This window comes from Bacillus sp. AY2-1 (assembly GCF_008368965.1).
GTDB lineage: Bacteria > Bacillota > Bacilli > Bacillales > Bacillaceae_G > Bacillus_A > Bacillus_A thuringiensis_S.
Genome location: NZ_QPEL01000076.1, coordinates 1 through 12,655, shown reverse-complemented (window position 1 = coordinate 12,655; position 12,655 = coordinate 1). Strand labels below are relative to the sequence as shown.

The following is a 12,655-nucleotide window of genomic DNA, read 5'->3' as shown; positions in this document are numbered from 1 at the left end:
TTCCTATAATCATACACTAAAAAAGGAATTTATAGAGTGAAAAGGGAAGATAACATTCTCAATTAGCTTGTTAATATGTATCTCTTGCAAATTAAAGTTTATTAGAGAACAGTCTTTTAAAAATGTTTGTGAGGAATTCAGTAGAACAAGATATATGAAGTGAGTGAAGACTAGTGATGAACATACTACATTTTTTATTAGAGAATACGGTTTTCCAAAATGTGTTACAAGATTTGCAGTTAAATGTCCTTTATATAGAAAATGGATGTAAGCATCAACAAACGATAGAAAATATCCATCCAAAATGTATGTTTATAGCAAATAATTTTGAAGAGGGCGAACTATTATTTCAAAGAACGAAACCGCACATTATAATTATGTATGTAACAGATTATTCTCAAATCAAATATATAAAGAATATGTATACCCCGCAAAGTACATTCATTGTCATTTGGGATCAACAAATAACAAAAGAATTTACAGATGTACTTGCATTAGGAATACGTAATATTGTAATAGCCCCTGTAACTCCACAAGCAGTATTAGAAGAAGTGAATAAGAGTTTGTATCAACTTTCTTTAGTAAGGCAAGTTAGTTTGCAACAGGAACTGCTTCAAACGATGTTTGATTTTCAAAATGATTTATTATTTATAGTAGAAGATGATGAAATTGTTGATTGTAATACAAATTTTTTAACTTTTTTCGGATATGAAAATTTGTTTGCCTATCGTGAGCAACATTTAGTATTTGCTGAACATTTTATTAGAGAAAATGGATACTACTCGACGACGCATGATATAACATGGCTAGACGATACTTTATCAAGTGGTAGAAGAATTAAGATGTCAAATTATGAAGGGGAAGTATCTACTTTTCTATTACGTGCGACACCATTGCCAGAAGATTTATCAAGATTTATTGTAAAATGCACGGAAATTACAGAATTAGATGAAATCTATCAAGAACAAGAAAGACTTGCTATGGTAGATTCATTGACAGAGATTTATAATCGTTTAAAGTTTCAACAAATACTAGAGGTAGAGTGGGAAAAGGTAATACGTAGTGATGAGAAAATAGCAATCATTTTATTTGATATAGATAATTTTAAAACAGTTAATGACACATATGGTCATGATTTTGGTGATTTGGCATTAATACAACTTGCAGAGCTTATGAAATCTAAAGTGGAGCAGCAACACGTATTTGCAAGATGGGGAGGAGAAGAATTCATTATATTAGTGACAAATACAGTAGAAAAGGAAGCATTTCAAGTTGCGGAGTCATTACGATTCTTCATTGAAACAAAGCAATTCACTGGAATTTCGAAGCTAACAGCTAGCTTTGGAGTTGCGTTATATGAACAAGGAACTACAAGAGAAGAATTAATGCAACGAGCGGACATTGCTTTATATGAAGCGAAAAAAAATGGAAAGAATCAAGTATGTGTGTACAGAAAAGAAAAAATGTAATTTTTCGCAACAAATTGTTGCGATTTTTTTTTATTGTTTGATAATAGAATAGGGGGACAATTTTTAGCGAAGGAATTATGGAGGATCGACATGATAAAAAAAGTAATGATAATGGCTTCACTGTCTGCTATAGTTGGCGGCGGAGTATACTATTTTCTTGTTAGCCCCAATATAAAGGAAAACACAGTATTAACAACTAAGGTGAACCCTACTATTGAACCAGAAGTGCAAGGGAATATAGAAGAAAAAGAAGAGCAACAAATTGATTATGCTAGCATATCTCAAAAATTAGATCAATATTTAGTCGGAAAGCAATTTAATGGAACAGTTTTGGTAACAGATAAAGAGCATGTTATATTGAATAAAGGATATGGCTATGCTGATGTTCAAAATAAAATTGAAAATACGCCTCAAACAAAATATCGTATCGGTTCTATTACGAAAACAGTTGTTGCCACATCTATTTTACAGCTGCAAGAACAAGGGAAATTGAATATTCAAGATAATGTAAATAAATATATTCCTTCATTTCCGGAGAATAAAAATATTACGCTATATCATTTATTAACACATACCTCTGGTTTACCTGAACACGCAAAAGGCAATGTTAATGCTGCTTCCCGTTTACAGTTAATTAATTGGATCGGACGTCAAAATTTAGAATTTCCTGCAGGAACAGGTTGGAGATATACAGATTATAATTATATGGTGCTTGCTTATATAATAGAACATATATCGAAAAAACCTTTAGGAGATTACATAAAAGAAAACATATTTGTAAAAGTAGATATGCATGAATCCGGTATGGGAAATATGGTACCTGGCGATAAAAATTTTACAAAGGGTTATGTGAAAAAAGATCAAGAGCTTGTACCAGCGCAGAAGTTAGGCATGGATTGGCTATATGGTTGTGGTGAGATGTATACGACAGTTGGAGATATGAAGAAGTTAGACGAAGCAATTATAAATGGAAAACTTCTTTCTGAACAAAGTATACAAGCAATGTTTTCACCTTCAGCAGAACGGAAATATGCATTTAGTTTTTATATATATGCAGATTATTTTCATAATCATGGTGTATTATCTGGTTGGAACACTTTTAATAATTTTAATAAAGAAAAAGGAACTTTTGTTATGTTATTTTCAAATGTGAAAAATAGTATGGATGATGACTTTAATAAAGAGTTCCGAAAGATGGTAAATGATTTATTAGAACAAAGGGGATGAGAAAATGGAACATAAAACTTTATCAATAGGTTTCATTGGTATTGGCGTAATGGGAAAAAGTATGGTTTATCACTTAATGCAAGATGGTCATAAAGTATATGTATATAATAGAACGAAAGCAAAAACAGATTCTTTAGTGCAAGATGGTGCACATTGGTGTGATACGCCAAAAGAGTTAGTGAAGCAAGTTGATATTGTAATGACAATGGTTGGATATCCACATGATGTAGAAGAAGTGTATTTTGGTATAGAAGGAATTATAGAACATGCAAAAGAAGGTACGATAGCAATTGACTTTACGACATCTACACCTACTTTAGCAAAACGCATTAATGAAGTTGCAAAAAGCAAAAATATATATACGTTAGATGCACCTGTCTCAGGAGGAGATGTTGGTGCGAAAGAAGCAAAACTCGCAATTATGGTAGGTGGAGAGAAAGAAATATATGATAGATGCTTACCTTTACTTGAAAAGTTAGGAACAAACATTCAATTACAAGGACCAGCTGGGAGTGGACAACATACAAAAATGTGCAATCAAATTGCGATTGCTTCCAATATGATTGGAGTATGTGAGGCTGTTGCTTACGCGAAGAAGGCTGGACTGAATCCAGATAAAGTGTTAGAGAGCATTTCAACAGGGGCAGCAGGTAGCTGGTCATTAAGTAATTTAGCTCCTCGAATGTTAAAAGGAGACTTTGAGCCGGGATTTTATGTAAAGCATTTTATGAAAGATATTAAAATTGCTTTAGAGGAAGCAGAAAAATTACAATTATCAGTCCCGGGCTTAAGTATGGCGAAAGAATTGTATGAAGAGTTAATTAAGGATGGAGAAGAAAATAGTGGAACACAAGTATTATATAAAAAATATATAAGGGGGTAAACGAGGTGAACCTTCAAAAGTTTGATGAGATGATTGATACTGTACAGCGAGCTACTTGTATGAAAATTAATGAAAAACAAAAAGAAGCTTTTAAACAAAAGTATGATTTTGAACCAGAATTTGAATATGGAAGAGATGAGAAGGGGCATTATGTAATTCGAACCTCAAAAAAGATGTTAGAAGAAATGGAGTTTTATTTGGCATTGAAATATGATCGTGATGGAGTGGATCTTTATATGCAAGCTGAGATTGACGGTATATTTCATGTATCTGTTAGCTATGGTGAAGATGCCCTACATCTACAAGAATTGTTTCAATTTCTAGAAGAAAATAAATAAAAGTCCTCATTTGAGGACTTTTATTTATTTAGTCATCTTTAATTTTTATAATTATAAGTTAGAAGCGCGGCGGCATCGTTCAACCGGGAATGGGATAATTTGTGCGATGTGATTAGGACCCAATTGTTTTGTACGAGCATGGCGTATTATATAAAAAGCACACAGAATTGAAACAGGAATAGCGCCGAATAAACCAAACAATAAAGCGCTTACACAAGATGCGACAAATCCTAAAACACCAATTTCTAACTCTTCCATAATAGCTCCTAAAATAACTGGAAATGCTCCACATGTAACCCCAAGTATAAGTGCGATAAGTAAGCTCATGATTATCCCCCTCTGTTTGCGATATTATTTTCCTTCTTAATTAATTGTAGTATATCATATACAAAACAGAATTTTCAGAAAAAATTCAATAAATATTCAAAAAATGTTCAAAAAATATACTTGAAAAATCAAGGTGTTAAATTTGTGATGAAGTGGTACTTTTGAGTAAATAAAAAATCAGGCTTATTTCAAAAATGAAATAAGCCTGTTCCATAGGAGGATGTATATATGTAGAGTGAATAAAAGTTTGGAAAAGGGGGTCCAAGTCCTTTTATTCAACTAACTACCTTAATAGATTGGAACCCAGCCTTCAGTTGTCACAAAAATACGAATAGCTACAACTTGACGATCATCTTGCAAGGTAAAATAATGTCTTGCATTTTCAGGAACAGATATGAGATCGCCTGGCTCAAGTTCAACATCAAAGAATTTCCCATCTTTGCCTTCAATAGCGAAAATGCCATGACCACTGACGATAAAGCGAACTTCGTCATCTGTATGATGATGTTCTTTTTGGAAATTAATTAATAATTCGTCAAGGTTAGGTGTGCTATTTGAAAGTGAAATTACATCATGTGCTTTATAACCTCGACTTGCTGAAACATCAGCGATTTCTTTTGAAAAAACAGCTAATATTTCAGCTTTGTTTTCATCTGTTAACGAATAATTTTCATTTAAATGAGTAGGAAGTTTAGAAATGTTCCATTTCTCATATAAAACGCCTTCCTCTTGTAGAAATTTAGATACTTCCACTTCATTTTCAATGCGAGTATTTACTTCATGAATACGAATTTGCGCCATTAGAAACGCCTCCTTGAATTGATAATAGTTTTATATGAAATTGGAATAAAAACTCATAAGCTTCTAATCTTTTCTTTGCATCAAAGCTATCTCGGCCCCATACGGTAATACCGTGGTTACGGATTAATACTGCTCCTGAATCACCTTTTATATGCTTTCGGAAGTTTTCTCCAAGCGTTGGGATATGGGCATGGTTTTCGATAATAGGAATGTGAATTGTTGCACCTTCTTCCCAAATATCGAGAGCTTTAATAATTTCTTGATTTTGAAGGGTGACTGCATCATTATATAAATTTGTGATGACATTGTTATCAGTTGTATGAACATGAAGTACGCACCCGGCATTTGTATTGTTATAAATATGTGTATGCAATACTGTTTCTGCTGACGGGCGTAATTCAGTCTCTAATACGGGACCCCCTAAATGATCTACTAATAGAAAATCATCTGGAGTAGTTTTTGTTTTATCTTTACCACTTGCTGTAATAAGAAAAGTAAGGGGCTCATGACTAACCTTTATAGAAATATTACCACTCGTTGCCGGAAACCAATTTCGTGTTGTTAATTCTTTTTTTATCTCGCTTAAGTCATACCATTGACGAAAAAGTTGTTTCATAATTTCACCTCCAACAAATGTTTTAATTCATTTTGAATATCATGGAATGTTTCAAACGGTGTATAAGCAATATAATTCTCTTCACACTTTGTAATAAGGAAGTCACGAGCAAATACTTTATCTGCTTGTTTCGCAGCTTGTAAATCAGTAATTGAATCTCCAATCACAATATGGAAGTCATTCGTATCACTCAATTTACGGATGAGTGATGATTTACATAATCCGCAATGATTTTGACAATGATGATCACAAGGATGAGGCCAATTCACCGTAATGTATTCATTTGAAAAATCTGTTTCATTACAGTAAATTTGCTCTTTTGGAATGAGTCCTTGTAAGAGTGGATAGACGAAGAAATCCATTCCACCTGATATAACGTAAAAAGAAATGTTATTTTCATTTATAAATTGTATAAATTCATGAAAACCATTACGAATTTCAGCAGTTTCTATTAAAAATTGAATAATTTCATCGTGCAGATGAGTAGGTATTAATTGAAATAATTGAGAAACACCTTCTTGAATAGATAGCTCTTGTGATAAAATTCTATTCTTTACTTCTTCAGCTTCTGGTGGTGCGAATTTTTCCATAATGGACATAATGTTATCATTATTTGTAATCGTGCCATCGAAATCACAAAATACTTGAATACTCATAATTTCACCTCATGAGAGGGATTTCCCCATATTTGTAGTGCACTATGCAAATTTGTGTCATCTACTTCATGGAGTGGTTTATTTTGCAAAGTAGCATCAATTGCAGTACGGAAAGCTTTACCACCGCCTTGCGCTCCATTTGGATGTCCATGTATCCCGCCGCCAGCATTAATAACAACATCTTTACCGAAATCTCGTACAATAAAGGGAACGAAACCAGGGTGAATACCAGCAGACGGAACAGAAAAGCTCTTCTTGAAAAATGCATCGTCTTCAGTTAAATATTTTGAGATAGCAAGAGCTTCCTCTTTTTCTAGCGCAACACTTCCGTATGGAGATGGGAATAATGAAAAGTCAGCCCCAGCATAGCGTAGTAGCTTTCCGAGTAATAATGGAGATGAAATTCCATATAACCTAGATGCTGAATAAGCACCACTTACAGCAGGGTGTGCCATAATAGGAACTGGGATTTCATCATCTTCTGCAAGTGATTGTAGTACATCTAGTCCGTAAGCAAATACGTTAAATAATAGAATATCAGCTCCAGCTTGCACTGCACGTTTCGCATTTTCTTTTAAATCAAAAGTTCGTCCTGTTAAATTTACGGCATATAACGTTTTATGTCCGTATGTTTCATATACGGATTGTAAAACTTCTTTTCCAGATACAATGCGTTTCGTAAGTGGTGTTAATGCATTTTCAAATAATATTTCATCATCTTTTACTATATCTACACCACCAATTGCTTGATCGCGTAATTGCGTTTTTAAATACCCAATATTTCGTCCAATCATTCCTTTAAAAATACTCATTAAAAGGGGACGATCATGCACTTGTAAAAGATTTCGAATACCATCTATACCGAACTTAGGACCAGGAAAATGCTTTTTTAACTCACCTGAAAAAGTTAAGTCAATTAATTTTACTTCGCCATCAAGGGATAGCTTTCCAAATGTAGTCGTTAAAATTGCTGGTAAATCTGGACTGAAGTTTAATAACGGATATTCGATTTTAATAATTCCGCGTTTTACTTTTTTACGTAAATACGAATTTGTATGTTCATGTTCAGCTAATTCCTCAATATGAATGACGTTGCCTTTATGTTGCTTTAATTGTTCTTGCAATAATTGTGGCAAATGAGTCCAAGAGCCAATTGTTAAACCAAGTGCAATTTGCTCAGCCTTTTTTTCTAAGTTATGTGAATCATCATGGATTAAATACGTCGCTATAATTCCGCTCATTGTTATAACCTCCTAGTTAAATAAAAAAACCTCTCAGCTAAGGAGAGGTTTTTTTACAACCAGCTCCTTATCTGTCAGCGTAATGCTGCGAGAATTAGCACCGTGTCTACAATTGTAGATCGGTTGCCGGGTTTCGTCGGGCTCGTCCCTCCACCTGCTCTTGATAAGAAGTATTTAGAAATGTTTAAATTTTTAAGATAACTGAATTTTGTCAGATATTTTTCATGTTGTCAATTACTTTTTGAAAAAATTTAATTTATCAATTCGATTAATGGCTTCCCGTAATCTATCTTCTGTATGCAAGAGACCAACACGGATATACCCTTCGCCATGTTCACCAAATCCAACACCAGGAGCAACTGCAACATGTGCTTTTTCTAGTAAAATATCAGCAAATTGCTCAGAGGTATATCCTTTTGGAACAGGAAGCCATGCAAAGAATGACCCTGTTGGAATGTTTACATTCCAACCAATTGATTGACAAGCCGAAATAAGAGCGTTTCGTCGAGATTCGTAACTATTTACAAGGTCTATTACGCAAGACTGTGAACTTAATAGTGCTTCGCGGGCAGCATCTTGAACTGCACCAAAAATACTAACATACATATGATCTTGTAATAAGTTAATGGTTTCAATGACACTTTCATTCCCTACTGCAAAAGCAATACGCCATCCAGCCATATTGAAAGTTTTCGATAGAGTGTAAATTTCAATACCTGTATTTTTAGCACCGTCTGCTTGCAAGAAACTAACAGGTTTTTGACCATCGAATCCAATCGCACCGTAAGCAAAATCATGAACCACTAATATATTATGTTTATTAGCAAAATGAATAGTTGCATCAAAAAAATCTTTTGATGCAGTAGCACCTGTAGGATTATTTGGATAGTTTAAAAACATTAATTTTGCACGCTCGGCAATAGAGTTATTAATTTTTGTGTAATCTGGTAAAAAGTTATTTTCTGCAATAAGCGGCATTGTTTCAAATTGTGCTTTTGCTAAAGCAACTCCTGATAAATAATCTGGATAGCCTGGATCTGGAACGAGAATCGAATCACCAGGGTTTGTAAAACAAACTGGTAATTCTACTAATCCAGCCTTTCCACCAAACAATATAGCAACTTCAGTTTTCGGATTTACTACTACATCATATTCACGTTGATAGAATGTTGCCACGGCTTCTTTTAAACTTTCATGTCCGCGAAATGGCGGATATTTATGATGAATGGTCTTTTCTGCAGCATCTTGTAAAGCTTTTACGATATGCTGCGGTGTTGGTTGATCTGGATTACCTTGACCTAGATTAATAACATCGTGACCAGCTGCAACGAATTTGTTAACTTTTGCAACAAGTGAAGCGAAAAATTGTGTTGGCAATGATGTTACTATCTCAGAAGGTTGAAATAATTTCATACTTTCCACCTCTTTTGAAAGTTGTTACAATTCTAGTGACAAATGATATAATCTTTCCAGTATTTTGTAAAGAGAAAAATAAGAATGGGGCTGAAAAAATGAAAGTCGCATGTATTCAAATGGATATTGTTTTTGGGGATGTAGAAAAAAATATTGAGAATGCTAAAAATAAAATAAGCGAAGCGATGAAGGAGAGACCGGATGTTATTGTCTTACCAGAATTATGGACAACAGGATATGATTTAGCAAGACTTTCTGAAATTGCAGATAGGGATGGATTGGAAACGAAAGAAAAGTTGAAAGAATGGTCGAAACAATATGGTGTACATATTGTTGGTGGTTCCATAGCGAAGCAAACAGAGCAAGGTGTTACAAATACAATGTATGTGGTAAACAAGGAAGGAGAACTAGTCAATGAATATAGTAAAGTGCATTTATTTCAGCTTATGGATGAACATAAATATTTAATCGCTGGAAATAGTACAGGTGAATTTAAGTTAGATGATGTAGAGTGCGCCGGCACAATTTGTTATGACATTCGTTTTCCAGAGTGGATGCGCGTTCATACTGCAAAAGGTTCAAAAGTTTTATTTGTTGTAGCAGAATGGCCATTAGTTCGTTTAGCACATTGGCGTTTGCTATTGCAAGCAAGAGCAGTTGAAAATCAATGTTATGTTGTTGCCTGTAATAGGGCAGGAAAGGATCCGAATAATGAGTTTGCCGGTCATTCTTTAATTGTCGATCCTTGGGGCGAGGTTGTTGTAGAAGCAAATGAAGAAGAATCAATTTTATTTGGAGAGCTTGTATTCGAGAAAATTAAAGAAGTACGTAAAGGAATTCCAGTTTTTGCGGATCGTCGTCCAGAATTATACAAATAAAATGTTGACAAGTGATTTTTATTCTTGGTATAGTCTTCAACATAAAGTTAAAAATTCAAAAAATTATACAACTCTTATCAAGAGCAGGTGGAGGGATTTGGCCCGATGAAGCCCAGCAACCGACCGTAATACCATTGTGAAATGGGGCGTTTATTACGCCAAAAGGCACGGTGCTAATTCCAGCAGAAAGTAAAACTTTCTGGCAGATAAGAGGGGAGAAGATAAACTTCAAACCTCTTTCTTAGTGGAAAGAGGTTTTTCTATGTTAGAAAAACCTCTGAATTTAAAAAGGGGGAGAAGACGATGGGATATTATTCATTAACAGAAATAACAGCTGTACAATATGCGAAAGATCATGGCTATTTTGAAGCGAAGGCAAATGTCGTTTGTCATGAAATTGGAGACGGAAACTTAAATTACGTGTTCAAATTAGATGATGGAGAGAAATCAATTATAATAAAACAAGCACTGCCCTATGCGAAAGTAGTTGGTGAAAGCTGGCCATTGTCTATAAAAAGAGCAACGATTGAAAGTAAGGCCTTACAAATTTTTGCGCAGTATGTACCGGATTATGTTCCAGCAGTGTACAGTCATGATGAAGAGTTAGCGATAACGGTAATAGAAGACTTATCAAGACTAACAATTACAAGAAAAGGATTAATAGGCGGAGAAGAATATCCGCTTTTATCCCAGCATATCGGCCGTTTTCTAGCACATGTTTTATTTTACACTTCAGATTTTGGTTTACAATCAGAAGAGAAGAGGGTACTAGAAGGTACCTTTGTAAATCCGGATCTTTGTAAAATTACAGAGGATTTAGTGTTTACAGATCCGTTTGGACATTATGATACAAATGATTATGAGCCAGATTTACAGCTCGTGGTTGATGAACTTTGGAGTGATAAAACTTTAAAACTAAAAGTAGCACAATATAAATATAAGTTCTTAACAAGAAAAGAAACTCTTATTCATGGTGATTTACATACTGGTAGTATTTTTTCGTCACCTTCTGAAACGAAAGTGATTGATCCAGAATTTGCGACCTATGGCCCATTTGGATTTGACATAGGTCAATTTATTGCAAATCTATTATTAAATGCTTTATCTAGAGAAGAAGAAAAAAGAAGTGTACTATTTTTCCATATAGAAAAGACGTGGAGTTATTTTGTAGAGACTTTTACAAAGTTATGGATTGGAGAAGGTGTAGAAGCATATACGAAAGAAAAACAATGGTTACCAATTATTTTGCAAAATATCTTTACTGATGCTGTTGGATTTGCAGGATGTGAACTGATTCGTAGAACAATTGGTTTAGCTCATGTAGCAGATTTAGATGAGATAGAAAATAAGGAAACAAGAATTCAAGCTAAGAAACAAGCGCTATCCATAGGAAAAGAACTAATAAAATATGAATCTAAAAGTGCTGATATTCAACTGTTTCGAACATTATTTCAACAGACAGTTTCAGGGGGCATAAAAGCATGAGTACAATTGTTACTGTTCCGAGATCTGTAAGTTGGAAAGGTGATGCAATTGCGGTATTAAATCAAACGAAATTGCCGCATAGCACAGAATATAAAACATTGACGACTATTGAAGAGGTTTGGAAAAGCATCGTAATGTTAGAAGTACGAGGAGCGCCTGCAATTGGAATTGTAGCTGCATTTGGCTTGGCGCTTGAATCAAAAAAATATAACACTGTACATATTGAAGAATTTCAAAAGAAGTTTAATAGAGATTGTAATTATTTGGGGACGTCACGCCCGACAGCGGTCAATTTATTTTGGGCAATTGATCGTATGAGAGAATCTATTCGAGGGATTACTACAATAAAAGAAGCACAAAAAACATTAGAAGAAGAAGCGCTTCGCATTCAGCAGGAAGATGAAGAGGTGTGCCGAAATATTGGGGAATATGCGTTAACATGTTTTAAAGATGGCGATAATATTTTAACAATCTGTAACGCTGGAAGTATCGCAACTGCCAGATATGGAACTGCATTAGCTCCCTTTTATATTGGAAAAGAGAAAGGTGTGCGTTTACATGCATATGCGTGTGAAACGAGACCAGTTTTACAAGGTGGTCGCTTAACGACGTGGGAATTGAAGCAAGCAAATATTGATGTGACCCTTATTACAGATAATACTGCAGCTCATGCTATTCAAACGAAAGAAATAGATGCAATTATTGTAGGGGCGGATCGAATTGTCGCAAATGGAGATACGGCAAATAAAATAGGGACAATGAATTTAGCTATTTTAGCAAAGTACTTTGATATCCCATTTTATGTTGCTGCGCCACTGTCAACATTTGATGTTACGAAAGAAACTGGCGCCGAAATAATTATTGAAGAAAGAGATGAAACAGAAGTTACGAAAATCTTTGGAAAACAAGTAGCACCAATCGGAACGAATGTTTATAACCCTGCATTTGACGTAACACCGAACGAATTAATTACAGGAATTATTACTGAGAAAGGTATTATAAGCGGGGATTATAAACGAGAAATTGCATCATTATTTGAAAAACAGGCTAATACATAATAGCTTGTTTTTTTATGCCTAAATGCATTGTTTTCTCTTACTTATATAATGAAAGGAGGGGAAGAGGATGGAAGAGTGGATCAAGATGATAGGTAATGTAGGGTTTCCAATTGTTGTAACATTATATTTACTCCACCGTATTGAAAGTAAATTAGAGGGGGTAATTGTTGCAATTGAGAAGCTCCCGCGGCAATTACTAAAGTACGAAGATCCTCGTAATAAAAAATAAAGTTTGCTCTTCTTGAGCAAACTTTATTTTTTAT

General features: G+C 34.4%; 14 protein-coding genes and 2 riboswitches. Of the genes, 8 read left to right on the top strand and 6 right to left on the bottom strand.

Features of this window, described 5'->3' with window-relative positions; all coding sequences use genetic code 11:
- The first annotated feature begins 176 nt into the window (after positions 1-176).
- The 4 genes from DN403_RS18750 to DN403_RS18735 all read left to right on the top strand — a co-directional run bounded on the left by DN403_RS18750 (position 177) and on the right by DN403_RS18735 (position 3,917).
- Positions 177-1,469 carry a GGDEF domain-containing protein gene (locus DN403_RS18750; protein ID WP_001023182.1) on the top strand — a complete coding sequence of 431 codons (1,293 nt, stop codon included), beginning with the start codon at positions 177-179 and terminating at the stop codon, positions 1,467-1,469.
- A 90-nt stretch (positions 1,470-1,559) separates the two neighbouring features.
- On the top strand, positions 1,560-2,696 hold the full coding sequence (locus DN403_RS18745) for a serine hydrolase (RefSeq protein WP_042595606.1): 1,137 nt from the start codon (positions 1,560-1,562) through the stop codon (positions 2,694-2,696).
- Positions 2,697-2,700: 4 nt separating this feature from the next.
- A complete protein-coding gene (locus tag DN403_RS18740) occupies positions 2,701-3,579 on the top strand; it encodes an NAD(P)-dependent oxidoreductase (RefSeq protein ID WP_000400426.1) in 879 nt (292 codons plus the stop codon).
- Between the two features lie 5 nt (positions 3,580-3,584).
- Entirely contained in the window at positions 3,585-3,917 is a 333-nt protein-coding gene (locus DN403_RS18735; protein WP_016098937.1) for a DUF3909 family protein, read from the top strand.
- 51 nt (positions 3,918-3,968) lie between these two features.
- Here the strand turns inward: DN403_RS18735 and DN403_RS18730 are convergent, their stop codons facing one another.
- The 6 genes from DN403_RS18730 to DN403_RS18705 all read right to left on the bottom strand — a co-directional run bounded on the left by DN403_RS18730 (position 3,969) and on the right by DN403_RS18705 (position 8,971).
- Entirely contained in the window at positions 3,969-4,244 is a 276-nt protein-coding gene (locus DN403_RS18730) for a hypothetical protein (RefSeq protein ID WP_000054662.1), read from the bottom strand.
- Between the two features lie 288 nt (positions 4,245-4,532).
- The gene (locus DN403_RS18725; RefSeq protein ID WP_000057322.1) at positions 4,533-5,045 is read right to left on the bottom strand and encodes a 1,2-dihydroxy-3-keto-5-methylthiopentene dioxygenase; all 513 of its coding nucleotides are present in this window, start codon (positions 5,043-5,045) and stop codon (positions 4,533-4,535) included.
- Entirely contained in the window at positions 5,023-5,661 is a 639-nt protein-coding gene (locus tag DN403_RS18720) for a methylthioribulose 1-phosphate dehydratase (protein ID WP_000811319.1), read from the bottom strand. Before DN403_RS18720 ends, DN403_RS18725 begins: the two co-directional genes overlap by 23 nt.
- Positions 5,658-6,317, bottom strand: coding sequence for a 2-hydroxy-3-keto-5-methylthiopentenyl-1-phosphate phosphatase (gene mtnX / locus DN403_RS18715; RefSeq protein ID WP_000027470.1), 660 nt, complete (start codon positions 6,315-6,317; stop codon positions 5,658-5,660). Before mtnX ends, DN403_RS18720 begins: the two co-directional genes overlap by 4 nt.
- Positions 6,314-7,558, bottom strand: a complete 1,245-nt coding sequence (mtnW, locus tag DN403_RS18710) for a 2,3-diketo-5-methylthiopentyl-1-phosphate enolase (RefSeq protein ID WP_098437119.1) — start codon at positions 7,556-7,558, stop codon at positions 6,314-6,316. Before mtnW ends, mtnX begins: the two co-directional genes overlap by 4 nt.
- A 64-nt stretch (positions 7,559-7,622) precedes the next feature.
- Positions 7,623-7,728: riboswitch (SAM riboswitch) on the bottom strand.
- Between the two features lie 64 nt (positions 7,729-7,792).
- The gene (locus tag DN403_RS18705) at positions 7,793-8,971 is read right to left on the bottom strand and encodes a pyridoxal phosphate-dependent aminotransferase (RefSeq protein WP_016098935.1); all 1,179 of its coding nucleotides are present in this window, start codon (positions 8,969-8,971) and stop codon (positions 7,793-7,795) included.
- Between the two features lie 14 nt (positions 8,972-8,985).
- On the opposite strand from DN403_RS18705, the gene DN403_RS18700 reads away from it, so the two are divergent.
- The 4 genes from DN403_RS18700 (at position 8,986) to DN403_RS18685 (ending at position 12,621) form a co-directional block, all read left to right on the top strand.
- Entirely contained in the window at positions 8,986-9,849 is an 864-nt protein-coding gene (locus DN403_RS18700; protein ID WP_002162505.1) for a carbon-nitrogen family hydrolase, read from the top strand.
- A gap of 71 nt (positions 9,850-9,920) precedes the next feature.
- Positions 9,921-10,062: riboswitch (SAM riboswitch) on the top strand.
- Between the two features lie 90 nt (positions 10,063-10,152).
- Positions 10,153-11,334 carry an S-methyl-5-thioribose kinase gene (gene mtnK, locus DN403_RS18695; RefSeq protein ID WP_016098934.1) on the top strand — a complete coding sequence of 394 codons (1,182 nt, stop codon included), beginning with the start codon at positions 10,153-10,155 and terminating at the stop codon, positions 11,332-11,334.
- Positions 11,331-12,392 (top strand): S-methyl-5-thioribose-1-phosphate isomerase, encoded by a 1,062-nt coding sequence (mtnA, locus tag DN403_RS18690; protein WP_086397978.1) that lies wholly within the window; start codon positions 11,331-11,333, stop codon positions 12,390-12,392. The genes mtnK and mtnA overlap by 4 nt, the downstream gene beginning before the upstream one ends.
- Before the next feature lie 67 nt (positions 12,393-12,459).
- Positions 12,460-12,621 (top strand): YvrJ family protein, encoded by a 162-nt coding sequence (locus DN403_RS18685; protein ID WP_000393338.1) that lies wholly within the window; start codon positions 12,460-12,462, stop codon positions 12,619-12,621.
- Positions 12,622-12,655: the final 34 nt, after the last annotated feature.

Excerpts from the sequence above, each read along its gene's own strand:
- DN403_RS18750 (WP_001023182.1), top strand. The coding sequence starts at position 177 with ATGAACATACTACATTTTTTATTAGAGAATACGGTTTTCCAAAATGTG.
- DN403_RS18745 (WP_042595606.1), top strand. The coding sequence starts at position 1,560 with ATGATAAAAAAAGTAATGATAATGGCTTCACTGTCTGCTATAGTTGGC.
- DN403_RS18740 (WP_000400426.1), top strand. The coding sequence starts at position 2,701 with ATGGAACATAAAACTTTATCAATAGGTTTCATTGGTATTGGCGTAATG.
- DN403_RS18730 (WP_000054662.1), bottom strand. The coding sequence starts at position 4,244 with ATGAGCTTACTTATCGCACTTATACTTGGGGTTACATGTGGAGCATTT.
- DN403_RS18725 (WP_000057322.1), bottom strand. The coding sequence starts at position 5,045 with ATGGCGCAAATTCGTATTCATGAAGTAAATACTCGCATTGAAAATGAA.
- DN403_RS18720 (WP_000811319.1), bottom strand. The coding sequence starts at position 5,661 with ATGAAACAACTTTTTCGTCAATGGTATGACTTAAGCGAGATAAAAAAA.
- mtnX (WP_000027470.1), bottom strand. The coding sequence starts at position 6,317 with ATGAGTATTCAAGTATTTTGTGATTTCGATGGCACGATTACAAATAAT.
- mtnW (WP_098437119.1), bottom strand. The coding sequence starts at position 7,558 with ATGAGCGGAATTATAGCGACGTATTTAATCCATGATGATTCACATAAC.
- DN403_RS18705 (WP_016098935.1), bottom strand. The coding sequence starts at position 8,971 with ATGAAATTATTTCAACCTTCTGAGATAGTAACATCATTGCCAACACAA.
- mtnK (WP_016098934.1), top strand. The coding sequence starts at position 10,153 with ATGGGATATTATTCATTAACAGAAATAACAGCTGTACAATATGCGAAA.
- mtnA (WP_086397978.1), top strand. The coding sequence starts at position 11,331 with ATGAGTACAATTGTTACTGTTCCGAGATCTGTAAGTTGGAAAGGTGAT.
- DN403_RS18685 (WP_000393338.1), top strand. The coding sequence starts at position 12,460 with ATGGAAGAGTGGATCAAGATGATAGGTAATGTAGGGTTTCCAATTGTT.